Here is a 25,592-nt window from a genome sequence, read left to right on the forward strand (position 1 = left end):
AGCCAGCGCGTGCGCATCGACAGTGAATCCTTGCCGACCGGTACCGCCACGCCGAGCGCGGGGCACAACTCCAGGCCGACGGCGCGCACGGTGTCGTACAGCGCAGCGTCGTCACCCGGCGCCGTGGGGTCATCACTGCAAGCCGCCATCCAGTTGCAACTGAGCTTGACGCGCGCCAGCTCGATCGGCGCGGCCAGCAAATTGGTGATGCTCTCGGCCACCGCCATGCGCCCGGCGGCCGGCGCGTCGATCACCGCCAGCGGCGTGCGCTCGCCCATCGCAAAGGCTTCGCCGCGAAGGCCTGCATAGTCGGCCAGGGTCACGGCGCAGTCGGCCACCGGCACCTGCCAGGGCCCGACCATCTGGTCACGGTGACTGAGGCCGCCGACCGTGCGGTCGCCGATGGTGATGAGAAAGCGCTTGCTGGCCACGGTGGGGTGGCGCAGCACGTCAAAGGCCGCGCGCTCCAGCGCCACGCCGGTCAGCTCAATGGGCGCGAAGCGCTGCACCACGCGCTGCACGTCGCGATGCACCTTGGGCGGTTTGCCGAGCAGCACGTCCATCGGCATGTCGATCGGCCGCTGGACCGAGGCCGACTCGTCGTCGCCCGGGCCGTCTTCGAGCACCAGCTGCCGCGCTTCGGTGGCCACGCCGACCACGGCGAACGGGCAACGCTCGCGCGTGGCCATGGCTTCGAACAAAGGCAGGTTGCCGGGGGCGATGCCCAGGACGTAGCGCTCCTGGCTTTCGTTGCACCAGACTTCCTTGGGTGCCAGGCCGCTCTCCTCCACGGGCACTTTGCGAAGGTCGAAACGTGCCCCGCGACCGGCGTCGTTGACGAGTTCCGGGAAGGCGTTGCTGATGCCGCCCGCGCCGACGTCGTGGACCGCGAGGATGGGGTTGCTCGCGCCGAGTGCCCAGCAATGGTTGAGCACCTCTTGCGCGCGACGCTGGATCTCGGGGTTGCCGCGCTGCACGGAATCAAAGTCGAGCGCGGCCGTGTTGGCGCCCGCGGCCATGGAGCTGGCCGCGCCGCCGCCCATGCCGATGCGCATGCCGGGCCCGCCGAGCTGGATCAGCAAGGTGCCGGCCGGGAACAGGATCTTGTGCGTCTGGCCCTCGCTGATGGTGCCCAGGCCGCCGGCAATCATGATCGGCTTGTGATAGCCGCGCCGTTGCTCGATGCGCACTGAGCCGTCGGCAGCGAGCGGGCGAACGGTCTGCTCGTAGACGCGGAAATAGCCGCCCAGGTTGGGCCGGCCGAACTCGTTGTTGAAGGCGGCACCACCGAGCGGGCCCTCGGTCATGATTTGCAGGGCGCTCGCGATGTGCTCGGGCTTGCCGTAGCGCGTCTCTTCCCACGGCTCATCGGTGCCGGGCAGGTGCAGGTTGGAGACCGAAAAGCCCGTCAGTCCCGCCTTGGGCTTGGAGCCTCGGCCGGTGGCGCCCTCGTCGCGGATTTCGCCACCGGCGCCGGTGGCGGCACCCGCGAACGGCGAGATCGCCGTCGGGTGGTTGTGCGTCTCGACCTTCATCAGCACATGCGCTGTCCCGGCGCGTGCGCTGTAGACCGGCGCATTGGTGTAGCCCTCGGGCAGCCAGCGCTCGATGGCGCTGCCCTCCATCACCGCGGCGTTGTCGCTGTAGGCGACGATGGTGTGCTGCGGGGAGGTCGCGTGGGTGTGGCGGATCATCTGGAACATGGAGTGTTCCTGTGCCACGCCGTCGATGGTGAAGCGCGCATTGAAGATCTTGTGGCGGCAGTGCTCGCTGTTGGCCTGCGCGAACATCATCAGCTCCACATCGCTCGGGTTGCGCGCCAGCTGCGTGAAGGCGGCCACCAGGTAATCGATCTCGTCGTCGCTGAGCGCCAGGCCGAAGTCGCGGTTGGCGGCGGCCAGGGCTGCGCGCCCCCGGTCGAGCACATCGACCGTCTGCAGCGGCTGGCCTTCGCGCGCATTGAACAGCTGTGCCGCGGCAGCGCGCTCGAAGGCCACGCTCTCGGTCATGCGGTCGTGCAGCAGCGCCGCGACCGCGACGCGCTCGGCGGGTGCGAGCGGCTTGGCGCTGCCGAGCAGGCCCGACTTCAAACTCAAGCGGAACTCGGTGACACGCTCCACGTGACGCACCGGCAGCGCGCAGTTGTGCGCAATGTCACTGGCCTTGCTGGCCCATGGCGACAAGGTGCCCAGTCGCGGCATCACCACCACCAGCTCACCCTCGACCGGGCCGGCATAGGCGTCGCCGTAGCGCAGCAGCGCCGCCAGTTTGTCGCGCGCGGCGGCGTCGAGTGGTGCGTCGCTCGCGGCCCAGTGAACGTGGCGCGCATGCACGCAGGCAACGCGCGCCACGACGGCCTGCAGGCGCGGCAGCAAGGCGCGCGCACGAAACTCGGACAAGGCGTTGCCGCCCTCGAAGGACAACAGCTGGGGCGTAGGAGGCGTCATGGGCTCGCGGGCGAGGAGGCGGGCTCGAAGGGGGCGCCGCACACCGCGGCAACGAGGCGGGCTCCCCTCGCAAGCCCAGGATTTTAGAGGGCCGGTGAGATACTCCGGGGCATGTCGATCACGATCAAGACCGAAGCCGATGTGCAGGGCATGCGCATCGCCGGGCGGCTCGCCTCCGAAGTGCTGGACATGCTCACCGCGCATGTGAGGCCGGGGGTCAGCACCGACGAGCTCGACCGCTTGGCGCATGAGCACATCGTGCGCGTGCAGGGCGCGGTGCCGGCGCCGCTGAACTACGCGCCGCCGGGCTACACGCCCTACCCCAAGTCGATCTGCACCTCCATCAATCATCAGGTCTGCCACGGCATCCCCAACGAGCGGGCGCTCAAGAGCGGCGACATCGTCAACATCGACGTCACCGTCATCAAGGACGGCTGGCACGGCGACACCAGCCGCATGTTCATCGTCGGCGAGGGCTCGATCGCGGCCCGGCGCCTGTGCCAACTCACCTATGAGGCGATGTGGCGTGGCATCGCCAAGGTCAGACCCGGCATTCGACTGGGCGACATCGGCCACACGATCCAGACCTTCACCGAGCGCCAGGGCTATTCGGTCGTGCGCGAGTTCTGCGGCCACGGCATCGGCCGCAAGTTTCACGAAGAGCCGCAGGTGTTGCACTACGGCCACCCCGGCACCTTGGAGCCCCTGGTGCCGGGCATGGTGTTCACCATCGAGCCGATGGTCAACGCCGGCCGCCGCGAGATCAAGGAGCTGGGCGACGGCTGGACCATCGTCACCAAGGACCGCTCGCTGTCCGCGCAATGGGAGCACACGGTGCTGGTGACCGAAGACGGCTACGAGGTGCTCACCGTCTCGGCCGGAACGCCCGCGCCGCCCCAGCTCGCGCCGGGCTGAGGTGACGACCCCCACGCACCTTCGGTGCTGCCCCCCGAGGTGGCGCTCACGCCTCTTGGGGCGGCCCGGCGAGGCCTGAGGTGACGACCCCCACGCACCTTCGGTGCTGCCCCCCGAGGTGGCGCTCACGCCTCTTGGGGCGGCCCGGCGAGGCCTGACCGGCCGGCCCCATGCCCGCAGCGCACGCTCCCGCTTCGACCGCGCTCGCCCTGCCTTCGCTGCGAACACGCTTTCGCGACGGTAAGGCGGCACTGATCGAGCGCTTTCGCGACGCGCGCCCGACGGCGCCGGCCGCCTCGCTGCTGATCCGCAATCTCACGCGTCATGTCGACGAGACGCTCGCCGCCTTGTGGCAGCACGCGCAGATGCCGCGCGGCGCGGCGCTCGTGGCGGTGGGCGGCTACGGCCGCGGCGAACTCTTTCCCTACTCCGACGTCGACGTGCTGGTGCTGCTGCCCGAAAGCCGCGGCGTGGCGCTCGACGACGATGCGCTTAAAACCACCGTCAGTGAGTTCATCACCGCCTGCTGGGACATCGGCCTGGAGATCGGCTCGAGCGTGCGCACGGTGGCCGAATGCGTCGCCGAGGCCGAGCGCGACGTGACGGTGCAGACGGCGCTGATCGAGGCGCGATTCCTGTGCGGCGCGCGACGCCTGTTCGACGAATTCAGGCGTGGGCATGCAGAGGCGCTCGACCCGGTCGCCTTCCTGCGCGCCAAGACGCTGGAGATGCGCCAGCGCCATACCAAGTACGAAGACACGCCCTACTCGCTGGAGCCCAACTGCAAGGAAAGCCCGGGCGGCCTGCGCGACCTGCAGGTGGTGGTGTGGGTGGCGCGCGCCGCCGGCCTGGGCAAGAGCTGGGCCGCGCTCGCCGCCAAGGGCCTGGTCACGCCCTTCGAGGTCAAGCAGCTGCAGCGCAACGAAGGCCTGCTCAAGCTGATCCGCGCGCGGCTGCACATGGTGGCCGGGCGTCGCGAGGACCGGCTGGTGTTCGATTTGCAAACGGCGGTGGCCGAGAGCTTCGGCTACCAGGGCACGCGCGAACGCCGCGCCTCCGAGGCGCTGATGCACCGCTACTACTGGGCCGCCAAGGCGGTGGCGCAGCTCAACCAGATCCTCATGCTCAACATCGAGGAGCGCATCAGCGGCACGGCCGGCCTGCCGATGCGGCCGGTGACGCCGGGCAAGTTCTTCGACCGCGGCGGCATGCTCGAAGTCGCCAGCGACGACCTCTACGAGCGCGACCCGCACGCCATCCTCGAAACCTTTCTCACCTTCCAGCAGGGAGTGGGCATCAAGGGCCTGTCGGCACGCACCTTGCGCGCGCTCTACAACTCGCGCGAAGTGATGAACGGCGCCTTTCGCCAGGACCCGGTGAACCGGCAGCTGTTCATGCAGATCCTCATGCACCCCGCAGGCGGGCAGACGCACGCCTTTCGGCTCATGAACGAGACCTCGGTGCTGGGGCGCTACCTGTGGGTGTTTCGGCGCATCGTCGGGCAGATGCAGCACGACCTGTTCCATGTGTACACGGTCGACCAGCACATCCTGATGGTGCTGCGCAACGTGCGGCGCTTCTTCGTTCCCGAGCATGCGCACGAGTACCCGGTTTGCTCGCAGCTCGCGGTTGATTTCGACCGGCCCTGGGTGCTTTACGTGGCCGCCCTCTTCCACGACGTCGCCAAGGGCCGCGGCGGCGACCACTCCGAACTCGGCCGCGTGGAGGTGCGGCGCTTCTGCCGTGAGCATGGCGTCGAACGCGAGGACGCACAGCTGATCGAGTTTCTGGTGCGCGAGCACCTGACGATGAGCCGCGTCGCGCAGAAAGAAGACCTGAGCGACCCCGAGGTGGTGCAGGCCTTTGCCGCGCGAGTCGGCGACACGCGCCGCCTCACCGCGCTCTACCTGCTGACGGTGGCCGACATCCGCGGCACCAGCCCGAAGGTCTGGAACGCCTGGAAGGGCAAGCTGCTCGAAGACCTGTACCGCGCGAGCCTGCGTGCGCTCGGTGGCGCCAAGCCCAACGCCGACGCCGAGCTCGAGGCGCGCAAACTCGAAGCACTGCACGCCCTTAACCTGCACTCGCTGCCCAGCGGTGTGCAGCAGCCGCTGTGGGACACGCTCGAGCTCAGCTACTTTGCGCGCCACGAAGCGGCCGACATTGCCTGGCATGCGCGATCGCTGGCGCACCACGTGGTCACCGTCACGCCGATCGTGCGCTCGCGCCTGTCGAGTGTCGGTGAAGGCTTGCAGGTCCTGGTCTATGCCCCCGACCAGCCCGACCTGTTCGCGCGCATCTGCGGCTACTTCGACGGCGCCGGCTTCAACATCCTCGATGCCAAGGTCCACACCACCAGGAGCGGCTACGCGCTCGACACCTTCCAGGTGATCTCACCGCACGTTCTTCAGCCGCTGGACATCAATTACCGCGACCTGATCGCGCTGGTGGAGCACCAGCTGGCGCAGGCAGTGGCCTCGTCGGGCCCGCTACCGGAGCCCAGCCGTGGGCGCTTGTCGCGTCGCGTGCGCTCGTTTCCGGTCACGCCGCGCGTGCTGCTCAAGCCCGACGAGCGTGCGCAGCGCTGGCTGCTCAGCGTGTCGGCCAGCGACCGTTCGGGGCTTCTCTATGCCATTGCGCGGGTGTTGGCGCGCCACCACCTGAACCTGCAGCTGGCCAAGGTCACGACCTTGGGCGAGCGGGTGGAAGACACCTTCCTCATCGACGGCGCGTCGCTGCAGAAAAACCGCCAGCAGCTCGAGATCGAAACCGAGCTGCTCGAGGCGATCGCCTAGGTTCTTGCTCTGCGCGAGTCCCCTCGCCGCGCGAGTTGAGTCCCCTCTCCCTCTGGGAGAGGGAGGAAGTACGATTTTTTCCTCTCCCAGAGGCAGAGGAAGCAAATCAAGCCCGCTTACTCGATCTTGAACTCGAACTCCTGCACCGCGATCACCTCCTCCGCGCCGCTTTGGCACTTGTACTGCTGCATCGCAGAACGCACCGCCGCATGGAACACGCGCGGTCCCGACAGGATGGTCACTTCCTTGACCACCCCACCGCTGATGCGCGCCTGGGCACGCACAACGCCCGAGGTGCCCTCCTGCAGCGCCTTGCGCGGCAACTCCGGCTTGACCTGCGTCGGACAGACCACGCCGATGTCGGACTTGGAGGCCGGGCCGGGAGGCGCAGCCACAGGGGCTGGCGGAGCCGGTGGCGGCGGCACCTCGATCTTGTATTCGACCTTTGGCGGCTCGGGCGCCGTAGTGATCGCCGGCGCCGCGGTCGGCGGCGGCGTGATCTCAGGCGGCGGTACATAAGGAGGCGGCGGCCGATCGACCTTCGGCGGTGCCGGTGGCGGCTTCACGATCTCTTTGGGTGGCGGCGGCGGCGGCGGGGGCGGTGGCGGCGGCGGCAGCTCGACAATGATCTTGGCTTCGAGGGGCTTCTTGACGATCTCGACCACGTTGCGCGCCAGCCCCGAGACCAGCGCCCAGAAGATGAAGATGTGCAGCACCACGACGGCGATAAAGCCGATGAGCCGCCGCGACGATGGCTGCTGCTGGTAAGTCAAATCCATGCCGACAGGCTCCATGCCGGCCCGCTGCGCCTTGTGAGCGGTGCGGCCAATGCGGCGTTCATTCGATGAATTGCTCGGCGCCGACGATGCCGAACTTGGTGAGGCCGAAGCGCTGCACCGCCGACATCACGGCAACGACGGTCTCGTAGCGCGACCGCTTGTTGGGCCGCAGATGCAGCTCGGGCTGGGCCGCCAGCGGCAGCAGCGACATGTCGCGCAGGCGACGGTCTACCTCCACCGTGTCGGGCATCAGCTCGCCATTGAAGAACACCTTGTTGCGCTCGTCGATGTCGATCTTGACGATGTTGGGCAGCACGTTCTGCTGCGGCGGCGTGCCCACGGGCAAGTCCAGGTTGACGGCGTGCAACTGGATCGGAATGGTGATGATCAGCATGATCAGGAGCACCAGCATCACGTCGATCAAGGGCGTGGTGTTGATGTCCATCATGACTTCGGGCTCGCCGCTGCTGCTGGTGTTGCCTACGCTCATGCTCATTTGAAAACTCCTTCAAAACGGCAACGCGATCCGCCGAGCACAGCCATGTTCAACTCCCGCGCGGCGGCGGCTCGGTGATGAAAGACACCTTGCCGATGCCGGCGCGCTGGCAGGCATAGACCACCTTGCCGACCGAGTCGTATTGCGCCGCCAGGTCGCCGCGGATCTGCACCTCGGGCTGCGGCCTCATGACCGCCACCTTCTTGAGCTTGTCGACCAGCGCCTGCGTGTTGGGCACGCGCGTGTCGTACCAGAACATGCCGCCCTTGCGATCGACCGAGATGATCACGTTCTCGGGTTTGCTCTCGCGGACCTGGATCGACTCTTTGGGAAGCTGGACCGGGATGGAGGTGGTGACGACGGGAATGGTGATGAGGAAGATGATCAGCAGCACCAGCATCACGTCGACCAGCGGCGTGGTGTTGATGCTCGACACGACCTCGTCTTCGTCCTCGTCGGAGCTTGCGACGTTCATCGACATGGCCTACACCTTGCCCCGGGGCGAGGACAGCAGCACCGAGTGCAGGTCGTTGCCAAAGGCGCGCACGTCTTCCATGGCCGACTTGTTGCGACGCACCAGCCAGTTGTAGCCCAGCACCGCCGGCACGGCGACGGCCAGGCCGATGGCCGTCATGATCAGCGCCTCGCCCACCGGACCGGCCACCTTGTCGATGGAGGCCTGGCCGGCCACGCCAATCGCCGTGAGGGCGTGGTAGATGCCCCAGACCGTGCCGAACAGGCCGACGAAAGGAGCCGTCGATCCGACCGTGGCCAGGAAAGCCAGCCCATCCTGCAAACGGCTTTGCACGCGTTCCATGGAACGCTGAATCCCCATCGTCACCCAGCTGTTGAGGTCCACATGCTCTAGCAGGCCGCTGTGCTTCTTGTTTGCCTCGATGCCGGCTTCGGCGATGAAGCGAAACGGGCTCTCTTTCTCGAGCGTATCGGCCCCTTGACGCACGCTGCCCGAGGTCCAGAAGCTCTTGCCCGCCAAGCGCGCCTGGCGGGTGATCTTGGCTTGCTCGATGAACTTGACGACGATGATGTACCAGCTGCCCATCGACATGATGAGCAGGAGCAGCAGCACCGTCTTGGCAACGCCGTCCGAGGTCTTCCAGAGGGCCTCGAGGCCGTAAGGGTTCTCGATCGTCTCGGGCGCGGGTTTGGCCTCAGCGGTGGCCGGCGGCGACACGGCGGGAGCCTGCGCAACGGCGGGCTGAGCCGAAGCTGCATCGGCAGCCTGCGCATGCGCCGACGGTGGCACGACCATCATCAAGGTCGTCGCCACCAACGACACAGCAGCCAGTGAGGCAGCAAGGGAAGAACGGGCAATGCGGAACATGAGATCTCCGTGTAAGCGGCTAGCTTGAATTGAAACGATCGCGGTCGATCCCTGACACGTGACGGGTCAACGCCGGGGGCCCATCGGGACCACTGCAGACTGCGACGTCAACCCTCGTGAGGCTTCCGAGGTTCTGCAAGGCAGGGGGGTCAATCTATGGGAGTGGCAATAGGTTGGCGGCTAGGTCGCGCATTGTGGTCGCTCGACCTTAAGGTTTGGAGGGAGCGGGAATGATGGGCTACGCCTGAAATACAGAACGCTGCGCAGCCATGGCGCGATTGGCAGCGAACTCAACAAAAAACCGCCGGCGCGAGCCGGCGGATGGGATGCATACCGACGATCTGTGAACCAACAGCCGGCAAGCTCGCGGCTTGCCGGCCAGTGGCACCTCAGGTCAGGCCCCGTTCAGAACGAGTACTTCGCGCCCACCGTGAGGAACCGGCCGACAGCGCCAGACTGATGCCACGTCTGGTTGTAGTTGATGGCGTAGGGAATCACGAGGTACGGATCGAACGGCGCCTTGCGATCGAACAGGTTCTGGATGGAGAAGTTGACGTCCAGATTCTTCATCGGCGTCCACCTGGCGAACAGGTCGAACGTCGTAAACGACGGCAGCTTGCATCCGCCGTAGACATTGCCGCTGGTATCGAAGACGCCGCAGTTGTACTGCCCGGCGTCGGGATAATCCACGCCGGTATTGCTGTTGTGAATCGTGCCACTGCCGTCCGGGTCTGTCGTTTCGCCCTTGTGGTCGATCATCTTGATCGGACCCACGTAGTTGATCCCACCGGTCACCGCCCACGGGCCGCGGTCCAAGGTCAGCGTGAGGCTCATCCTGTCCTTCGGCGAGCCGCCACCCGCGCTCTGCACGAGCGGGCCGTGCGTCCCGGCGTACTCGAACGTGTTGCCGTCCGGGTCGGTGCGCTGGAACTTGTTGACGTGCGTCCAGTTCAGCTGGGTCGACAGTTTGCCGGCCTCGCCAAGGCTCATCCGGTGCCGCAGCTCGAGGTCGACGCCGTCGGTCTTCGTCTTCGCCGCGTTCCGGTAAAACCCGGTGACGGTCCCGATGTCGCCATTCGCGTCGTAATAGATGAAGGTATTTGGCTGCGCTCCGGAGATCCTCGATAGCGGAGTGCCGGTTGTCGGCAAGCTACCGATGATCGAGTTCGGATCGGCCTGCACGATTTCGTTCTTGCGATCGACCTTCCAGTAGTCCAACGTCGCGCTGGTGCCGGGCAGCGGCTCTGCAATCAGGCCCAAGGTGTAGCTCTTGGCCGTCTCGGGCTGGATGTTCGGATTTCCTTGCGACAGGATGCCGAAGGTCGTGAAGCCGAAGCTGGAACCGCCGGTTTCGGCCGGGCCAGGCGCACGAAACGCCTCGGAGTACGTACCGCGCACGGCGAACTGATCGATCGGCTTGATCTTGAAGCCGACCTTCGGCGTCGTCGAGCTGCCGAAGTCCGAGTAGCGGTCGTACCGGAGCGCGCCGTTGAGTTCGAGCCACTTGGTCACCGGCGCGTTCAATTCACCGAACACCGCCTGGACCCGGCGGCTGGCGTTGAACGCCGAGTAACCGAGGCCAACAATCTCAGCCGTTTCCGTGAACGGCACGGGCGGCGTGTTAGCGGCTTCCCAGCGCAATTCCCCACCCACCGCCAATCCGAGAGCCCCGCCAGGCAGGTTCATCAGTTCGCGTGACGCCTTGAAATCGATCGACTTGATCGAACTGGTCGGGGTGTTCTCGAGCGTCGGCGAGATGGCGGCCAGGACGCTGGGGGCCGTCAGACTGGGGCTGGTGATGCGATAGGTCCCATTGTTCAGGGCCGCCTGCATGACGTCGTAGCGGATGTAGCCGAAGTTCTGGTTTTTCAGTCGGCTCTTGATGTAGGAAGCGCCGACGTCAAAGTCCCAACCGAACCCTGTTCCCTGCAAACCCTGGACGAGCCGCAACACTTCGTTGTCGGTCGTCTGGTCTCGTCCGCCGAGTTCGAAGGGACGAATAAACAACGACCGATCAACGCCGAAGGTATTGTCGGGATGCCCGGCGGGAAGATTCATGAAGCTGTGCACGAGAAGCGGATTGAAGGGATCCCCCGGCACGAAGACACCGCCGTCGTTGTTCGCGCCCAGGGTGACATTGGCCTTCGACTTGGTACTGAAGTACCCCACCTCCAGATAGGCCGTGAGGGAGGGCGAGAACTGCAATGTGCCCCGGCCGAAGAAGTTAAGCCGGTCGAGTGCAGGCTGCACCTCTTGTTCGACCAGTGGGTTGTAGCCGCACAAACCAGTCGACGGCACGATGGCGCTGGGCGCGCAAGGAATCACGTTCACCCGAGCACCGCCGCCAGTAGCACTTCGAGTCACACCGTACGGCGAGTTGGACGTCGGCCCGGCACTGAAATAAGGGCGGCGAGCGCCGTTGGTGGTGTCGTAGTACCCGCGCGAGGTGTGGTCGCTCTGCCCGATGAACCCGCGGTCCACGGACCAGATGTTCTTCTGCTGGGACGCTTCGAGACTCAAGAAGACGTTGTACTTGTCGGCATCGATATCGCCGAAGCCGAGCGAGCCGAAGGCACGCGTCGTCTTGCCGTCGCCGCGGCTGGCCTGGCCGTACGAGCCACCGATCGAGGCGCCGGTGTAGTTCTTGCGCAGAATCACGTTGACGACGCCGCCCACGGCATCCGCACCGTAGATGGCCGAGGCGCCGTCCTTCAGGACTTCGATTCGGTCCACCGCCTCGAGCGGGAGCGAGTTGAGGTCCACGAAGTTGCGCGTTCCGTCGTCCGCGAGCCCATACGTCGTCATGCGGCGGCCGTTGACCAGCACCAAGGTCGAGTTGACACCCAGACCCCGCAACGAGACGGCGGCGGAACCGGACGCGAAGCCATCGCTGAACGACGACGGGATCGAGCCCAGGCCATCGGCTGTGACTCCCCGTAGGACCTCCTGGATCGACTGCTTGCCGGAGCGCTCGATCTCCTCGCGGGAGATGACTTGCACAGGAGAGGCGGTCTCCGTGTCGGTGCGCTTGATGTTCGAGCCCGTGATGGTCACGCGCTCGAGTTTTTGGGTGTTGTCTTGAGCCTGCGCCAGCCCGCCAGACGAGAGCAACACGCCCCCGCAGGCCATCAACAACGCAGCGGAGAGTTTTGTTCTTTTGAACATTGGAAGACTCCTGAAAGGATAGGTTGACGATAAAACCCAATTACCGAGTCCCTGGTCATGCCGATTTTGTTAACCGGCCGCGCGCGACCCCGCTGCTGTGCAAACGAATTGTCACGTTCAGTGCAATGGCATCGGCCCCGAGCTTTCCTTGATCGTTGCGGCCACGCGCCGCTTGGCCGTCGACGAGACGATCGCTTGCGCCGCAGAAAGCGAGAATCCATGCGGGTTGCAGGCGAATCCGGTGCGCGTACGCTGGCCTTCTCATGGCCGCATGAAGGCTGCTTTGGGCCGTGGTCCTAGCGTCAGGCGCTTGCCAGTTTGTCGCGCGCGACACGGAATCCGCTTGATGTCCAGTCATTCGCGGGGGACCGCGGGGGACAGATGGGCCCGGCCGACAAGGCTGCGAACAGCGTTGCGCCGTGCCGCGTCAACCCCAGGCCAACAACACGTCCCGCCCCTCGACCACCAGGTTCACGCGACGCCCGACCGGCAGGCAAACCTTCGTGGCCACATGCCCGAAAGGCAGGCCGCTCAGGATGGGGGTGCGCGTTGCGGCGCGAAGCTGCGTCACGACCGTCTTCAGGCCATAACCCCGGTCCAACGGCGACTTGCGCCAGTCGCTGAAGGCACCGAGCACGACGGCCTTCTGTGCTTGCAGCACACCGGCCTGGTGCAGCTGCAGCAGCCCGCGCTCGACGCGGTAGGGATGCTCGTTGACGTCTTCCAGGAACAGGATGCCGCCCTTGATGCGCGGCCAGTGCTTCGTTCCAAGCAAGGACAGCAGCACCGTCAGGTTGCCGCCCCACAGCGTGCCGCGCGCCTCGAGGCCATCGAAGCCGGGCTCGGTGCGAAAACCGACCGCCTCCAGCTCGCCGTGCATGGCCTCGAGAAAGCACGCCTCGGTGACCTCTTCGACACCGCCCTGCTCGGCCGTGCGGCTGAAGTCGTCATGCGCCAAAGGCCCGGCCCACAAGCCACCGGGACTGCGCGTTGCAAGCGCGCCGTGCGCCAGCGCGCCCAGGTGCAGCGCGGTGAAGTCGCTGTACCCGACCCAGCGCGTGCCACGCTCGATGCTGCGAGCGATGCGGGGCCATTCGATGCGGTCGAGCAAGCGCGTCAGGCCGTAGCCGCCGCGCAGCGCCATTGCCACCGAGGGCGCGGCATCGGCCACCCGGTGCAGGGCCGCCAGGCGCGTGTCATCGTCGCCGGCGAAGCGCTGGCTGCGGGCCAGCGCGGTGGCATCGAGCGACGCATCGAAGCCGATCGACAACAGGCGCCTGAGCGCACGGCGGGCGGCGGCGGGCTCGGCGAGCACGCCCGAGGGCGCAAACACGCTCAGCGTCAAACGCGCTGGTTCGCAAGCGTGCGGCGAAGCGTCGTGTTCATCGACGGATGTGGCGCGCATCAAAGGTCCGTCAGGTCGCCGGGAATGGTGTCCTGCATCTCGATCACCTCGACGATGTCGAAGTCCACGGCGTTCTGAAAGTCGGACTGCGTCGGGTCGCTGGCCGCCGCCGCGGCGGGCGCCTCGCGTGTACCGCGAGCTTCGGCGCGACGGGCAGCAAAAAACTCGCGCAACAGCGCACCGCAGGCGTCGCCGAGTACGCCGCGCTCGACGCTGGTGTGGTGGTTGAGCCGAGAGTAGCCAAACAAGTCCAGCACCGAGCCGGCCGCGCCGGTCTTGGGGTCGACGGCACCGAACACCACGCGCTTGAAGCGTGCGTGCATCAGCGCCATGGCACACATGGCGCAGGGCTCGAGGGTGACGTAGATTTCGCAGTCGGGCAGGCGATAGTTGCCGAGCAGTTGCGCCGCATGCCGCAAGGCCACGATCTCGGCATGCGCGGTCGGGTCGTTGGTGGTGATCGGCCGGTTGTAGCCGGTCGCCACGAGCTGGCGCGCGCCGTCCACCTCGCGCAGGATCACCGCGCCGACCGGCACCTCGCCCACCAGCCAGGCGTTCTGCGCCTGGTCGAGCGCCATGCGCATGCCGGCCTCGTCGCGGTTTTGCTGCTCAGAGGCCTCACTCATGCTGCGCGCACGAAGCCGCAGCGGCAGCCACAGCCGCAGCAGTTGCTCGGTGCCTCATTGCGCCGCGCCGGCCGAGCGGGCCGCGCCCTGCTGCAGCTGTTGCTGCACTTGGTCGCGGACTTGCTGCTGCATGTTCTGCGACTGCTGCGGCACCGTCAGTGACGGGTCGGCCGCCACCGCGCCCGGAAAGGCGTCGAGCCGGCCGCCACGTTCGCCGAGCTGAGGTGTGGCGGTGTCGCCCTGCGCCGCCGACACCGCCGCCGGACTCGGCAGCGTGCGGATCGCCTGCAACTGTTTCTTGGCAACCGAGCCGATGATGGCCAGCACGATCAGCAGACCCAGGACACTGAAGACGATGCGCATGGCTTGCTCCTGCTTGATGGTTTGTATTCTGCCTCTCGGAGCGTTGGGACGACACGCTCTGCGGCGCTGCCCGTTACATGACGCTGCGCCCCGCCCGTTCATGCCGGGCCGAATCGAGATCAGCTCACCAGCGTCATGCCGCATCCCTTCACGGCGCCTCGATCAAATGTCATCGTTTGATCGCACCCGGCCACTGACGCCGAGCGCTCGATCAGGCAATCGGCAAAGTCAGCATTGGCACTCTGAAAGACACGCAGCGCCTTCCACACCGTTTCGGCCCGATCAACGACGATCTCCTTTGTCCGCAGCAGGGCATCGAAAGCTTTGACGAGCTGGGCTCGGTCGAGGTCATAGGCTGAAGAAAGCACCCAGGCGAGTTCCACCACTACCACCAGCGGCACGAAGCCCGGCGCCTGGGCTGACAGCGACTCGACGAGACGGGTCGCCATGGGCGACTGCCTGGAATCGTCCTGCATGATGTAGCGCGCCAGCACGTTGGTATCAAGCCCGATCATTTGGCTGACGCCCCACGCCGAGCGATGGCCGCGTTCATTGCCTCGATCGAAACCGATTTGAGTGGCTTGCCGAACATGCCTTTCAAAGCAGTAACAGACCGCGTGGCGGCGATGAACTCGTAGCGTCCGGGCGCGATTTCGACGAACTCGACTCGGTCACCAGCGTCCACGCCCAGCGCCTCACGCACCGCGGCAGGGATGGTGATCTGGCCTTTGCTGGTGAGGGTGGCGGTGGTCATTGGCTGGGTCACTGATCCGGCGCCTTACTTTAATGTAAGGAGCTTGGCCGGGCAAGCGCCAGCACCTCCTACTCCCATTCGATGGTTGCCGGCGGCTTGCTCGAGATGTCGTAGGTCACGCGGTTGATACCGCGCACTTCGTTGATGATGCGACTCGAGACTTTTTTCAGCAGCGCATACGGCAGCTCGGCCCAGTCGGCCGTCATGAAGTCGCTGGTCTGCACCGCGCGCAATGCAACCACGTAGTCGTAGGTGCGCCCGTCGCCCATCACGCCCACGCTCTTGACGGGCAGGAACACGGCAAAGGCCTGGCTCGTCAGCTCGTACCAGTTCTTGCCGCTGGCGGCGTCGACGGTGCCCCGCAACTCCTCGATGAAGATGGCGTCGGCTCGTCGCAGCAGGTCGGCGAAGTCGCGCCTCACCTCGCCGAGGATGCGCACGCCCAGGCCCGGCCCAGGGAAGGGGTGGCGATAGACCATGGCAGGCGGCAGGCCGAGCGCGACGCCGAGTTCGCGGACCTCGTCCTTGAAGAGTTCGCGCAAGGGCTCGAGCAGCTTCAGGCCCAAGGTCGCGGGCAGGCCGCCGACGTTGTGGTGGCTCTTGATGGTGGTGGCCTTCTTGCTGGCACCGCCCGACTCGATCACGTCGGGGTAGATGGTCCCCTGCGCCAGCCACTTGGCCTGCCGGAGCTTGCCGGCCTCGGCCTGGAACACTTCGACAAATTCTCGGCCGATGATCTTGCGCTTTTGCTCCGGTTCGCTCACGCCCGCCAGCGCACCAAGGAATTGCTCGCTCGCATCCACATGCACGACCTTGGCGTGCAACTGGCCGGCAAACATCTCCATCACCATGCGCCCCTCGTCCAGGCGCAGCAGGCCGTGGTCGACGAACACGCAGGTGAGCTGGTCGCCGATGGCGCGGTGGATCAGCGCGGCGGCGACGCTCGAATCCACGCCGCCCGACAAGCCCAGGATCACTTCCTCGCTGCCCACTTGCTCGCGAATGCGCGCCACTGCTTCTTCGACATAGTTGCCCATCACCCAGTCGGGCCGGGCGCCGGCGATGTCGAGCACGAAGCGGTCGAGCAGCGCCCTGCCCTGCAGCGTGTGCGTGACCTCGGGATGGAACTGCACGGCGTAGTAGCCACGTGACTCGTCGGCCATGCCGGCGACCTCGCAGCTCGGCGTGCTGGCCATGAGCTTGAAGCCGGGCGGCAGCAGCGTGACCTTGTCGCCGTGGCTCATCCAGACCTCGAGCATGCCGAAGCCTTCGGCGGTGCTGAAATCCTGAATGCCTTGCAAGAGCCGCGTGTGGCCGTGCGCACGCACCTCGGCATAGCCGAACTCACGGTGCGTGCTGGCCTCCACCTGGCCACCCAACTGCACTGCCATCGTGAACATGCCGTAGCAGATGCCGAGCACCGGCACGCCCAAGTCCCACACGGCTTGCGGCGCGCGCAGGTCGTGTTCTTCGTAGGTGCTGGCATGGCTGCCGCTCAGGATGACGGCCTTGGGCGCGAATTCGCGCACGAAGGCGTCGGACACGTCGCTCGGGTGAATTTCGCAAAAGACATGCGCCTCGCGCACACGTCGTGCGATCAGTTGCGTGACCTGGGAGCCGAAGTCGAGGATGAGGATCTTGTCGTGCATGGTGGGCAAGCTTGCTAAAGGACTCAAAGAGGCGCCGCCGCGGCCGCGTGGCGTGTCGCACGCTGGCGGCGAAAGTGCCGCAACGCCAGCAGCATCGCCAGGGCCTGCAGCGCCGCGCAAAAATAGTAGGGCGCACCGATGCGCCAGTCGCCCTGCGGCAGGTCCGACACCAGGCCAAGCAGCGCCGCGCCGATGACCGGTGCGGCAACGGCCATCAGGCTGTTAAGCGAGGACACCGCCCCCAGCGTCTGGCCCTGCGTGCTGGCGTCGGCCGCGTTGGAGACGATGCTTTGCAGCGACGACGACGCGGCAAAGCCCAGCACGTTGGCAACGATCACCGCGTACATCATCCAGCCTTCGGTGGCCGCGCCCCACAGCAGGTAGCACAGGCTCGACGACATCAGCCCGAGCACTGCCAGGCGCTGCGCCGAAAAACGCCGCAGCAGCCGGCCGAGCAGCACGCCCTGCACCAACGCCGACATGGCGCCCACCGCGAACAGCGACCAGCCGTTTTCCAGCGGACCCCAACCGAACTTGAAGCTGGTGTAGAGCACCCAGGTGGTGTGCAGCGTGAACTGCGCCAGGCCCGACAGCGCCAGCACCGCCACCAGCGAGCCGACGCCCTTGAGTTCGGCCAGGCCCCTGAGCGCACTCACCGGGTTGGCGCGCTTCCAGTCGATGGCGCGGCGTTGCTCCTTGGGCAGCGACTCCGGCAGCACGAAGTAGCCGTACAGCCAGTTGAGCAGGGCCAAGGTGCCGGCTGCATAGAACGGCAGGTGCAGATCGATGGCCCCCATCAGCCCACCGGCCACCGGGCCGAGGATGAAGCCCAGGCCGAACATGGCGCCCAGCATGCCGAAGCGCCTGGCACGCTGCTCCGGCGGCGTGATGTCGGCGACATAGGCGTGGGCGACGGCCGCATTGGCCTGCATGGCGCCGCCCACCAGGCGCACCGCGATCAGCATCCACAGCGCAGTCGCGAGTGCGGTGGCAAAGAAGTTGAGCGCCAGCCCGCAAAAGCCGATCAGCAGCACCGGCCGCCGGCCGTAGCGGTCCGACAAAGCACCGAGGATCGGCGAGCCGAAGAAGTTGGCGATGCCGAAGGCGAAGGCGACCGCGCCGAACCAGTACGCCTGGTGGGCTTGCGAGCCGGTGAAGGTGCCCACCAGCGGCGGCAGCACCGGGATGATCAAGCCGATCGAGACCATGTCGATCAGCACGGCGATCAAGATGAAGCGCATCGCCGCGGCGCGGCGCGGCGGCGCGGCGGAGAAAGGCAAGTTCACTGGCGCTTCAAACGTCGATGCACACGACACCGATGCGCAATGCAGCGCGCCGCAAGGCGTCGTCTTTGGTGGCGAGCTGGGCGCCGGTGCGGAAGGCTTGCTCGAGGTAACTGGCGTCGTAAAAACTCAGACCTTCCCGTTCGGCGTGCGCCAGCGTCGACAACATGCGTTCCTGGTCTGGTGCCGCCTCGAGCCTGACCCGTGCGCGATGCAGCAAACGCACCGCCTGCGTGAGCTGTTGGGGCGTCAGGCGGCCGCGACGCCGCGCCGTCCTCAAGAGGTTGCCCGATTCCCAGGCCCATACGGCGGGCGCCTGGAACAGCTCGTCCTCGCCCAGTGCGCGCTGGTAGAGGAGATCGGCCGCATCGTTCGCTTCGTCCGGCAACAACCAAGCGGCCGTGGCCGAGGCGTCGAGAGTGATGGGCATCGCCGCGCTTTCAGAACCTGCGACCTTCGTCGCGCAGCTCGCGCCACCCCGGCCCGGGCCGCACCCGTGCGCGCAGCTGGCGGAGTTCCTTCAGTTCGCGTTCGATCTGCGCCGCGCTCACCTGCGGCACGCTCGGGCGCACCGGCAGCATCCGCACCACTTCCTTGCCATGGCGCGTGATACGCACTTCCTCGCCCGCTTCGACGGCCGCGATCAGCTCCGAAAAACTCTGCTTCGCCTCGAAGATGCCGGTGGTGCGCATAAATCTGGCCAATAAAATACAACTGGCCAGACTGTAGCACCGCGGGCTCAGTCAGCCCGGTAGTTCGGCGCTTCCTTGGTGATCTGCACGTCATGCACGTGGCTCTCACGGATGCCCGCTGAAGTGATCTCCACGAACCGCGCCTTGTCGTGCAACTCGTCGACGCTCGAGCAACCGCAGTACCCCATTGCGGCGCGCAGTCCGCCGGCCATCTGGAACAGGATCGCGATGACCGAGCCCTTGTAGGGCACGCGGCCTTCGATGCCTTCGGGCACCAGCTTGTCGGCGTTCGGGTTGGCGCCGGTGTTGTCCTGGAAATAGCGGTCGGCGCTGCCCTGCTGCATGGCGGCGATGGAGCCCATGCCCCGGTAGCTCTTGTAGCTGCGTCCCTGGAACAACACGATCTCGCCCGGCGCCTCTTCGGTGCCGGCGAACATGCCGCCCATCATGACGGTGCAGGCACCCGCGGCCAGCGCCTTGGCGATGTCGCCGGAGTAACGGATGCCGCCGTCGGCGATGAGCGGCACGCCGGAGCCCTTAAGCGCCGTGGCGACGCTGTCGATCGCCATGATCTGCGGCACGCCCACGCCGGCCACGATGCGCGTGGTGCAGATCGAGCCGGGGCCGATGCCCACCTTCACGCCGTCGGCGCCGGCCTCGGCCAGCGCCAGCGCCGCCTCGCCGGTGGCGATGTTGCCGCCGATCACGTCGACCTGCGGGTAGTTGCGCTTGATCCAGCGCACCCGCTCGATCACGCTCTTGCTGTGGCCGTGCGCGGTGTCGACCACGATGGCGTCGACGCCGGCCTTGACCAGCGCCTCGACGCGCTCCTCGGTGCCTTCACCGACGCCGACCGCGGCACCCACGCGCAGCTTGCCATGCGCGTCGCGAGCGGCGTTCGGAAAGTTGGTCTGCTTGGTGATGTCCTTGACGGTGAAGAGGCCCCGCAACTCGTTGGCGGCGTTGACCACCACCACGCGCTCGAGCTTGTGCTTGTGCATGAGCGCCTTGGCCTCCTGCAAGGTGGCGCCTTCGTTGACCGAAACGACCCGCTCGCGCGGCGTCATGATCTCGCGCACCGGCGCGTCGAGGCGGGTTTCGAAGCGCAGGTCGCGGCCGGTGATGATGCCCACCACCTTGCCTTCGTCGACCACCGGAAAGCCCGAGATGCCGTGCGCGCGCGACAGGTCGATCACGTCGCGAACGCGCACGCCCGAAGAGATGGTGATCGGGTCGCGCAGCAGCCCCGACTCGTAGCGCTTCACGCGCGAGACCTCTGCGGCCTGCTGCTTGGGGCTCAGGTTCTTGTGGATGATGCCGATGCCGCCTTCCTGCGCCAGGGCGATGGCCAGCCGCGCTTCGGTCACGGTGTCCATGGCCGCGGACACCAGCGGCAGGTTCAGCGTGATGTTGCGCGACAGGCGCGTCGCGAGCGAGGTGTCGCGCGGCAGAACCTGGGAGAAGGCGGGCACCAGCAACACATCGTCGAAGGTGAGCGCTTTGCCGAGAAGGCGCATGGGGCAGGCTCCAGTCTCAAAACGAAATTATACGGACGGGGGTCCTGCGCCACGATCCAGCGTGAGAAGTTGCACGCGGCCCACGGGCGCTCGCGCCGCGCCTCTGCGGCGCCGCGATGCCGGGCAGGCAGGTCGCTAAACTGACCGGTATGAACAAGAACAAGCTCTGCTGGCTGGCCGCACTGGCGAGCACTTGCGCACTCATGGCAACTGCGGGTGAGCAGGCGCATTGGAAATGGCGTGACGCCAACGGCCACATCCAGTACAGCGACCTGCCGCCGCCCAAGACGGTTGCGCCCAAGGACATCTTGATCCGCCCTATGCCAGCGCCGCCGTCGCTCGTGCCGGCGGCGAGCGCCGCTTCGGCACTGGCCGCGTCCGCCGCAGCGTCGGAGGTCGCACCGGCGGTCAGCGACGTCGACCCCGCGCTCGAGGCCAAGCGCAAGCAGGCCGAGCAGGAAGAGACGGCCAAGCGCAAGGCCGAGGAAACGCGCATCGCCCAGGCGCGCGCCCAGAGCTGCGAGCGGGCACGCGCGGCCCTGCGCACGCTCGAAAGCGGCGTGCGCATCGCGCGCACCAACGTCAAGGGCGAGCGCGAGTTCCTCGACGACGGCGGGCGCGAGCAGGAAACGCAAGTCGCCCGTGGCATCGTCGCGAGCGACTGCCGCTGACGCGAAGGTTCAGTGCCCGCCGGGCCGTCCCAAGGGCGCCAAGCGCGCCCTCGGGGGGCAGTGAACGCAAAGACAAAGAGCGTGGAGGCTCGGCTCAGTGCCCGCCGGGCTGCCCCTAGGACCACGAAGGGGACTCTTCGTGGTCCTTGGGGCAGTGAACGCAGTTGAGGGTGGGGGCTCGGCGCAGCGCGCGGTCTTGATGCCGCGGCCTGCCTGGCTGCGAAAGCGCAGGCGACGCGCCTCTTTCGGGTCGACCTGCAGCGGACGGTAAAGCTCCACGCGGTCGCCGTCACGCAACGGCTCGGACCCTGCACAGAGCCGCCCCCAAACGCCCACGGGGGATGCCACCAGGTCGATGTTCGGATGACGCTGCTCGAGGCCGCTCGCCCGTAGGGCCTGCGCCACGGTGCTGCCCTCCTCCAGGCGAAGTTCGACCGCGTCGACGATGCGCGCCGACGGGCTGTAGACCACCTCGATGCGCATCACGCCGTGCTCACCGCGGGCCATGCACCTGCTCGGCGCGTTTGACGAAAGCATCGACCAGGGTGTTGGCAATGCGATCAAACACGGGGCTCACCACGACTTCGAGCGCCCGGCTGCTGAAGGCGTAGCGCAGCTCGAATTCGATCCGACACGCCCGCGGCGCGTCTGCGGCGGCGGAGCCGAGCGGCACGAATTGCCAGCTGCCCTGCAACTCGGAGAACGGGCCATCGACCAGGGACACGCGCACCGACTCGTCCTGCACCTGCGTGTTGCGCGTGGCGAAGGCGTGGCGCACGCCGTGAAAGGCCATGTATAGGCGGGCCGTCACCTCGCCCGGGTTGGCTTGCAGCACCTCGGCGCGTTCGCACCAGGGCAGGAATTTCGGGTAGTCGGGCACGGCCGTGACCAGCTCGTACATCTCGTGCGCCGAGTACCAGAGCAGGACCGACTTCTTGACATGCTTCATAGAATCAGCCAATTCTATTGAGGCCCTCGATGGCGATCGCAGACAACAAGAAAGCTCGCTACAACTACCTGCTCGAAGAGCAGTTCGAAGCTGGCGTGGTGCTCGAAGGCTGGGAAGTCAAAGCGATCCGCGCCGGCCAGGTGCAACTCACCGACGGCTATGTGGTCATCAAGAACGGCGAGCTGTTCCTGATCGGCTGCCGCATCAACCCGCTCAACACCGCCTCCACGCACGTCCACCCCGAGGCCGACCGCACCAAGAAGCTGTTGATGAAGAAGGACGAGATCCGTCGTCTGGTCGGCAAGGTCGAGCAAAAGGGCTACACGCTGGTGCCGCTCAACCTGCACTACAAGGGCGGCCGCGTAAAGGCCGACATCGCGCTGGCCAAGGGCAAGGACCTGCACGACAAGCGCGACACCGAGAAAAAGCGCGACTGGGAGCGCGAAAAGGGAAGACTCATGCGAACCAAAGTGAGCGGCCCCAAGGGCCAGGGCGCGTAGCGACCGGGTCGAGCCCTTCGTCAGAAAGGGTGCTTGATGGGAACGAAGGTGGTTGGCCCGAACGGCCAGTGAACCTAGCGGCCCGGTCGTTTTTGACGGTTGGCGTCAAAGCACCACGGCTGCGCGCGCCGATGCGACGGCGCGAGTGCCGCGCGCCGCAACCCAGTGCACCGCCGGCACCTCGACCCAGCGGTGCATCAGCGCTGCAGCGCCGAGGCTGGCGCCCCAGGCAAGCAGCATGCCCAGGCCCTGCACCGCGGCCGTCGCCGGCAGGAAGCGGACGAACGCGGCGTTGATGACCAGGCACACGCCGAAGTGGACGAGAAACAGGCAGTAGCTGATGCGGCTGAGGCGCCCGACGACGCCCTTCGCCCATCCGGGCAGATCGAAGCGCCACCGTGCCGCAGCCATGATCGCGAGCGCCACCACGGCGGCCAGGGCAATGCGCGGGCGCCAATCGAGCAGCAGGGCCGACGCCACGACGGCACCCGCTCCGGCCGCGCTGGCCACCCGCCAGCGTGGTCGCATCGGCGCCGACGCCCACCACGCCGCCATCACGCCAAGCCCGTAGGCGCCAAAGAAATACGGCGCCGCCACGTCCCATGCGCCCTGGCGGTTGAAGTGAAGCAAGGACGCCAGCCACAGCGCCGTCACCAACCAGGGCGCGAGCGGCTGCCGCAGCCCGAGCCGGCGCTCCAGCGGCACCGCGAGCCACAGCAGCCCGACGAGCAGCGCGAAGAGCTGGAAGTCGATCGCGACGTACCAGACACCGGCCGACAGCGCGTCCACGCCGAGCAGGTCTTGCAGCAGCAGCAAGTGCGCCAACAACGGCCACCACCCTGCCGGCTCGGGGATCGAGGGGTGCGTCATCAGGCGGCGTGCCAACGCCGCGCACACCAGCACCACCAGCAACGTGGCCGCATAAGGCAGCGCCAGGCGCAGGTAGCGCTCGCGCAGGGCCGCGAGCTTGGATCCGACGAGGACGAGCCTGCCCTCGGGGGCGAGTTGACGCGCCGCGAGAAAGCCGCCGACCACCAGGAACACCTGCACCGCGAGCCGCCCGTGTCGCGCAAGCCACTCGATCAACTGCGGCGCCGCCTGCGCCACCACATCGGACATCGGCCCGTAGAAGGCGAGGTGGTGCAACACGATGAGCTGCGACGCCACGGCCTTCAGCAGGTCGATCAGCGGCAGGCGCTGCATAACAGCAGGCTTAGGCGCGGGCCGCACGGCTTCAGCCCTCGCCGGGCCGCCCCAACAGGGCTGAGCGTCCCCTCGGGGGACAGCACCGCAGGTGTGCGTGGGGGTTGTCATCTCAGCCCTCGCCGGGCCGCCCCAACAGGGCTGAGCGCCCCCTCGGGGGGCAGCACCGCAGGTGCGTGGGGGTTGTCATCATTGCCCTCGCCGGGCCGCCCCAACAGGGCTGAGCGCCCCCTCGGGGGCAGCACCGCAGGTGCGTGGGGGTTGTCATCTCAACCGAGCGAGCGCAGTGCCTGCTCGCAGTCGGCGATCAGGTCGTCCGCCGACTCGAGGCCGAGCGAAAAGCGCACCAACGTGCCCTTCCCCAGCGCGGCCTGCGGGCCGCGCAGCAACGCCAGGTCATAGGGAACCACCAGGCTCACCGGCCCGGCCCACGAATAACCGATCTTGAACAGGCGCAGCGCGTCGACGAAGGCGTCGACCTGCGCCGTCGTGTAACGCGCGTCGAACACCACCGAGAACAGCCCCGCCGCGGCGCGGCAGGTCGCCGCCCAATGCGCATGGCCGGGCGAACCGACGAAGGCCGGGTGCAGCAGCTGCGCGATCTCCTTGCGCTGCTGCCACCAAGCGGCGAGACGTCGCGCGGCGGCGTCCTGCGCGGCGTAGCGCAGCGCCAGGGTGGGCAGCGAGCGCAGCACGAACTCGGCATCGTTGGCGCCGATGCCCAGGCCCAGGCGCATGTGCGTCGCACTCAGCCGCAGGTGCAGCGCCTCATCAAGCGTGGTCACCGCGCCCATCAACACGTCGGCGCCACCCGACGGGTATTTGGTGAGCGCCTGCATCGAGATGTCGATGCCGCAGTCGAAGGGCGCAAATGCGACGCCCGCACCCCAGGTGTTGTCGAGCGCACTGGTCACACCGCGCGCCCGGCAGGCCGCCACCAGGGCCGCCATGTCGGGGAACTCCATCGTCACCGAACCGGCCGCCTCGATCCAGACCAGCCGTGTCTGCGGGCCGATCATCGTGGCGAGCGCCGCGGCATCCATCGGGTCGTAGAGGCGGTGCGTGATGCCCCAGTGCGCCAGCTCCTGGCGCGCCAGCTCCTTGCTCGGCCCGTACACATTGGCCGGCAGCAGCAGCTCGTCGCCCGACTTCAGCAACGCCAGGTTCACCAGCGCGATCGCCGCCAGCCCGCTCGGCGCCAGCACGGTGTGGCGCCCGCCCTCCAGCGCGGCGATGCGCGCTTCGAGCGTGAAGGTGGTCGGCGTGCCGTGCAGGCCGTAGGTGTAGCCGCTCTTGGACTTCCAGTCGCGTGCGCGCAGGGCCGCGGCGGTGGCGAAGATGACGGTCGAGGCCTTGTGGACGGCCGGCGGCACCGCGCCAAAGCCTGCCGGCGGGCGGTAGGCATGATGGATGAGGCCGGTGGTCAGCGGATCGTCGCGGTCCGAGGCCTTTGTCATGCCCGCCTCACACCGGCTGCCCGACCAGGTCGTGGCCTTGCGTGCCGACGATGCGCGCCCGCGTGAACTCGCCCACCTTCAGGGTCTTGGACGCCTTCAGCGGCGCCAGCAGATGCACCACGCCGTCGATCTCCGGCGCGTCGGCATAGCTGCGGCCCACGCCACCTTTTTTGCCCAACGCCGGGGCCGAGTCGACCAGCACCTGCATGTCCGCACCCACGCGCTCGGCGAGCTTGGCGGCCGACACCTGCTCGGCCACCGCCATGAAGCGCGCGCGGCGCGCCTCGCGCACGTCCCGGGGCAGCGCACCGGGCAATTCGTTGGCACTGGCGCCGGCCACGGGCGAGTAGGCAAAGCAGCCGGCGCGGTCGATGCGCGCCTCGCGCATGAAGTCGAGCAGGTGCTCGAACTCGCCTTCCGTCTCGCCGGGAAAGCCGGCGATGAAGGTCGAGCGCACCACGATTTGCGGGCAGGCCTCGCGCCAGCGTGCCAGGCGCTCGAGGTTCTTTTCTCCGCTGGCGGGGCGCTTCATGCGCTTCAACACGTCGGGATGCGAATGCTGGAAAGGCACGTCCAGGTAGGGC

At 67.1% G+C, this 25,592-nt stretch carries 25 protein-coding genes; 4 read left to right on the plus strand and 21 right to left on the minus strand.

Annotated features, from left to right (window positions below; translation table 11 throughout):
• Nucleotides 1-2,447: phosphoribosylformylglycinamidine synthase (purL, locus tag RMO12_RS09970; protein WP_309639175.1), on the minus strand; the 2,447-nt coding region annotated here is incomplete at its 3' end.
• A gap of 111 nt (nucleotides 2,448-2,558) precedes the next feature.
• On the opposite strand from purL, the gene map reads away from it, so the two are divergent.
• Both map and RMO12_RS09980 read left to right on the plus strand, forming a co-directional pair.
• Nucleotides 2,559-3,362, plus strand: coding sequence for a type I methionyl aminopeptidase (map, locus tag RMO12_RS09975; RefSeq protein ID WP_309639176.1), 804 nt, complete (start codon nucleotides 2,559-2,561; stop codon nucleotides 3,360-3,362).
• A 170-nt stretch (nucleotides 3,363-3,532) separates the two neighbouring features.
• Entirely contained in the window at nucleotides 3,533-6,157 is a 2,625-nt protein-coding gene (locus RMO12_RS09980) for a [protein-PII] uridylyltransferase (protein WP_309639177.1), read from the plus strand.
• A 116-nt stretch (nucleotides 6,158-6,273) separates the two neighbouring features.
• Here the strand turns inward: RMO12_RS09980 and RMO12_RS09985 are convergent, their stop codons facing one another.
• The 15 genes from RMO12_RS09985 to guaB form a co-directional block, all read right to left on the minus strand.
• On the minus strand, nucleotides 6,274-6,936 hold the full coding sequence (locus RMO12_RS09985) for an energy transducer TonB (protein WP_309639178.1): 663 nt from the start codon (nucleotides 6,934-6,936) through the stop codon (nucleotides 6,274-6,276).
• A 58-nt stretch (nucleotides 6,937-6,994) separates the two neighbouring features.
• Nucleotides 6,995-7,432, minus strand: coding sequence for a biopolymer transporter ExbD (locus tag RMO12_RS09990; RefSeq protein ID WP_309639179.1), 438 nt, complete (start codon nucleotides 7,430-7,432; stop codon nucleotides 6,995-6,997).
• A 49-nt stretch (nucleotides 7,433-7,481) separates the two neighbouring features.
• Entirely contained in the window at nucleotides 7,482-7,907 is a 426-nt protein-coding gene (locus tag RMO12_RS09995) for an ExbD/TolR family protein (RefSeq protein WP_405029659.1), read from the minus strand.
• Nucleotides 7,908-7,916: 9 nt separating this feature from the next.
• Entirely contained in the window at nucleotides 7,917-8,765 is an 849-nt protein-coding gene (locus tag RMO12_RS10000; RefSeq protein ID WP_309639190.1) for a MotA/TolQ/ExbB proton channel family protein, read from the minus strand.
• 414 nt (nucleotides 8,766-9,179) lie between these two features.
• On the minus strand, nucleotides 9,180-11,939 hold the full coding sequence (locus tag RMO12_RS10005; RefSeq protein ID WP_309639180.1) for a TonB-dependent receptor: 2,760 nt from the start codon (nucleotides 11,937-11,939) through the stop codon (nucleotides 9,180-9,182).
• Between the two features lie 427 nt (nucleotides 11,940-12,366).
• Entirely contained in the window at nucleotides 12,367-13,344 is a 978-nt protein-coding gene (locus RMO12_RS10010) for an LD-carboxypeptidase (RefSeq protein ID WP_309639181.1), read from the minus strand.
• On the minus strand, nucleotides 13,344-13,970 hold the full coding sequence (gene tadA / locus RMO12_RS10015; RefSeq protein ID WP_309639182.1) for a tRNA adenosine(34) deaminase TadA: 627 nt from the start codon (nucleotides 13,968-13,970) through the stop codon (nucleotides 13,344-13,346). The genes RMO12_RS10010 and tadA overlap by 1 nt, the downstream gene beginning before the upstream one ends.
• Nucleotides 13,971-14,024: 54 nt before the next feature.
• Complete coding sequence (locus RMO12_RS10020; RefSeq protein WP_309625518.1) at nucleotides 14,025-14,333, minus strand: hypothetical protein; 309 nt, start codon at nucleotides 14,331-14,333, stop codon at nucleotides 14,025-14,027.
• 119 nt (nucleotides 14,334-14,452) lie between these two features.
• Nucleotides 14,453-14,848, minus strand: coding sequence for a type II toxin-antitoxin system VapC family toxin (locus tag RMO12_RS10025; RefSeq protein ID WP_309639183.1), 396 nt, complete (start codon nucleotides 14,846-14,848; stop codon nucleotides 14,453-14,455).
• Nucleotides 14,845-15,087: an AbrB/MazE/SpoVT family DNA-binding domain-containing protein gene (locus tag RMO12_RS10030; protein ID WP_309625516.1), complete on the minus strand. Its 243-nt coding sequence runs from the start codon at nucleotides 15,085-15,087 to the stop codon at nucleotides 14,845-14,847. Before RMO12_RS10030 ends, RMO12_RS10025 begins: the two co-directional genes overlap by 4 nt.
• 68 nt (nucleotides 15,088-15,155) lie before the next feature.
• Nucleotides 15,156-16,736 (minus strand): glutamine-hydrolyzing GMP synthase, encoded by a 1,581-nt coding sequence (gene guaA, locus RMO12_RS10035; protein ID WP_309625195.1) that lies wholly within the window; start codon nucleotides 16,734-16,736, stop codon nucleotides 15,156-15,158.
• A gap of 23 nt (nucleotides 16,737-16,759) precedes the next feature.
• Entirely contained in the window at nucleotides 16,760-17,977 is a 1,218-nt protein-coding gene (locus tag RMO12_RS10040; protein WP_309639191.1) for an MFS transporter, read from the minus strand.
• A 52-nt stretch (nucleotides 17,978-18,029) separates the two neighbouring features.
• Nucleotides 18,030-18,449, minus strand: a complete 420-nt coding sequence (locus tag RMO12_RS10045; RefSeq protein WP_309625196.1) for a type II toxin-antitoxin system VapC family toxin — start codon at nucleotides 18,447-18,449, stop codon at nucleotides 18,030-18,032.
• 10 nt (nucleotides 18,450-18,459) lie between these two features.
• A complete protein-coding gene (locus RMO12_RS10050) occupies nucleotides 18,460-18,711 on the minus strand; it encodes a type II toxin-antitoxin system prevent-host-death family antitoxin (protein ID WP_309625200.1) in 252 nt (83 codons plus the stop codon).
• A 47-nt stretch (nucleotides 18,712-18,758) separates the two neighbouring features.
• Nucleotides 18,759-20,228 (minus strand): IMP dehydrogenase, encoded by a 1,470-nt coding sequence (gene guaB, locus RMO12_RS10055; protein ID WP_309639184.1) that lies wholly within the window; start codon nucleotides 20,226-20,228, stop codon nucleotides 18,759-18,761.
• A 149-nt stretch (nucleotides 20,229-20,377) separates the two neighbouring features.
• Between guaB and RMO12_RS10060 the strand changes: the two genes are divergently transcribed.
• The gene (locus RMO12_RS10060; RefSeq protein WP_309625198.1) at nucleotides 20,378-20,899 is read left to right on the plus strand and encodes a DUF4124 domain-containing protein; all 522 of its coding nucleotides are present in this window, start codon (nucleotides 20,378-20,380) and stop codon (nucleotides 20,897-20,899) included.
• A 9-nt stretch (nucleotides 20,900-20,908) separates the two neighbouring features.
• Here the strand turns inward: RMO12_RS10060 and RMO12_RS10065 are convergent, their stop codons facing one another.
• Both RMO12_RS10065 and RMO12_RS10070 read right to left on the minus strand, forming a co-directional pair.
• Nucleotides 20,909-21,436: an RnfH family protein gene (locus RMO12_RS10065; RefSeq protein ID WP_309639185.1), complete on the minus strand. Its 528-nt coding sequence runs from the start codon at nucleotides 21,434-21,436 to the stop codon at nucleotides 20,909-20,911.
• Nucleotides 21,393-21,848, minus strand: coding sequence for a type II toxin-antitoxin system RatA family toxin (locus tag RMO12_RS10070; protein ID WP_309639186.1), 456 nt, complete (start codon nucleotides 21,846-21,848; stop codon nucleotides 21,393-21,395). Before RMO12_RS10070 ends, RMO12_RS10065 begins: the two co-directional genes overlap by 44 nt.
• A gap of 29 nt (nucleotides 21,849-21,877) precedes the next feature.
• Here RMO12_RS10070 and smpB point away from each other — a divergent pair, with 29 nt between their 5' ends.
• Nucleotides 21,878-22,348 carry an SsrA-binding protein SmpB gene (gene smpB / locus RMO12_RS10075; RefSeq protein WP_309626080.1) on the plus strand — a complete coding sequence of 157 codons (471 nt, stop codon included), beginning with the start codon at nucleotides 21,878-21,880 and terminating at the stop codon, nucleotides 22,346-22,348.
• A gap of 105 nt (nucleotides 22,349-22,453) precedes the next feature.
• Here smpB and RMO12_RS10080 read toward each other — a convergent pair whose 3' ends face one another.
• The 3 genes from RMO12_RS10080 to RMO12_RS10090 form a co-directional block, all read right to left on the minus strand.
• Complete coding sequence (locus tag RMO12_RS10080; protein WP_309639187.1) at nucleotides 22,454-23,551, minus strand: acyltransferase family protein; 1,098 nt, start codon at nucleotides 23,549-23,551, stop codon at nucleotides 22,454-22,456.
• A gap of 269 nt (nucleotides 23,552-23,820) precedes the next feature.
• Nucleotides 23,821-25,008 (minus strand): cystathionine beta-lyase, encoded by a 1,188-nt coding sequence (locus tag RMO12_RS10085; RefSeq protein WP_309639188.1) that lies wholly within the window; start codon nucleotides 25,006-25,008, stop codon nucleotides 23,821-23,823.
• A 7-nt stretch (nucleotides 25,009-25,015) separates the two neighbouring features.
• Nucleotides 25,016-25,592, minus strand: a 577-nt coding sequence (locus RMO12_RS10090) for a radical SAM protein (RefSeq protein ID WP_309639189.1), incomplete at its 5' end; no start/stop codon positions are given.

The sequence above is a fragment of the Methylibium sp. genome, assembly GCF_031393925.1.
Taxonomy (GTDB): domain Bacteria; phylum Pseudomonadota; class Gammaproteobacteria; order Burkholderiales; family Burkholderiaceae_C; genus Methylibium.

Bases quoted from the DNA above. Each gene is read 5' to 3' on its own strand.
- map (WP_309639176.1), top strand. From the start codon at position 2,559: ATGTCGATCACGATCAAGACCGAAGCCGATGTGCAGGGCATGCGCATC.
- RMO12_RS09980 (WP_309639177.1), top strand. From the start codon at position 3,533: ATGCCCGCAGCGCACGCTCCCGCTTCGACCGCGCTCGCCCTGCCTTCG.
- RMO12_RS09985 (WP_309639178.1), bottom strand. From the start codon at position 6,936: ATGGATTTGACTTACCAGCAGCAGCCATCGTCGCGGCGGCTCATCGGC.
- RMO12_RS09990 (WP_309639179.1), bottom strand. From the start codon at position 7,432: ATGAGCATGAGCGTAGGCAACACCAGCAGCAGCGGCGAGCCCGAAGTC.
- RMO12_RS09995 (WP_405029659.1), bottom strand. From the start codon at position 7,907: ATGAACGTCGCAAGCTCCGACGAGGACGAAGACGAGGTCGTGTCGAGC.
- RMO12_RS10005 (WP_309639180.1), bottom strand. From the start codon at position 11,939: ATGTTCAAAAGAACAAAACTCTCCGCTGCGTTGTTGATGGCCTGCGGG.
- RMO12_RS10010 (WP_309639181.1), bottom strand. From the start codon at position 13,344: ATGCGCGCCACATCCGTCGATGAACACGACGCTTCGCCGCACGCTTGC.
- tadA (WP_309639182.1), bottom strand. From the start codon at position 13,970: ATGAGTGAGGCCTCTGAGCAGCAAAACCGCGACGAGGCCGGCATGCGC.
- RMO12_RS10020 (WP_309625518.1), bottom strand. From the start codon at position 14,333: ATGCGCATCGTCTTCAGTGTCCTGGGTCTGCTGATCGTGCTGGCCATC.
- RMO12_RS10025 (WP_309639183.1), bottom strand. From the start codon at position 14,848: ATGATCGGGCTTGATACCAACGTGCTGGCGCGCTACATCATGCAGGAC.
- RMO12_RS10030 (WP_309625516.1), bottom strand. From the start codon at position 15,087: ATGACCACCGCCACCCTCACCAGCAAAGGCCAGATCACCATCCCTGCC.
- guaA (WP_309625195.1), bottom strand. From the start codon at position 16,736: ATGCACGACAAGATCCTCATCCTCGACTTCGGCTCCCAGGTCACGCAA.
- RMO12_RS10040 (WP_309639191.1), bottom strand. From the start codon at position 17,977: ATGCGCTTCATCTTGATCGCCGTGCTGATCGACATGGTCTCGATCGGC.
- RMO12_RS10045 (WP_309625196.1), bottom strand. From the start codon at position 18,449: ATGCCCATCACTCTCGACGCCTCGGCCACGGCCGCTTGGTTGTTGCCG.
- RMO12_RS10050 (WP_309625200.1), bottom strand. From the start codon at position 18,711: ATGCGCACCACCGGCATCTTCGAGGCGAAGCAGAGTTTTTCGGAGCTG.
- guaB (WP_309639184.1), bottom strand. From the start codon at position 20,228: ATGCGCCTTCTCGGCAAAGCGCTCACCTTCGACGATGTGTTGCTGGTG.
- RMO12_RS10060 (WP_309625198.1), top strand. From the start codon at position 20,378: ATGAACAAGAACAAGCTCTGCTGGCTGGCCGCACTGGCGAGCACTTGC.
- RMO12_RS10065 (WP_309639185.1), bottom strand. From the start codon at position 21,436: ATGCTTTCGTCAAACGCGCCGAGCAGGTGCATGGCCCGCGGTGAGCAC.
- RMO12_RS10070 (WP_309639186.1), bottom strand. From the start codon at position 21,848: ATGAAGCATGTCAAGAAGTCGGTCCTGCTCTGGTACTCGGCGCACGAG.
- smpB (WP_309626080.1), top strand. From the start codon at position 21,878: ATGGCGATCGCAGACAACAAGAAAGCTCGCTACAACTACCTGCTCGAA.
- RMO12_RS10080 (WP_309639187.1), bottom strand. From the start codon at position 23,551: ATGCAGCGCCTGCCGCTGATCGACCTGCTGAAGGCCGTGGCGTCGCAG.
- RMO12_RS10085 (WP_309639188.1), bottom strand. From the start codon at position 25,008: ATGACAAAGGCCTCGGACCGCGACGATCCGCTGACCACCGGCCTCATC.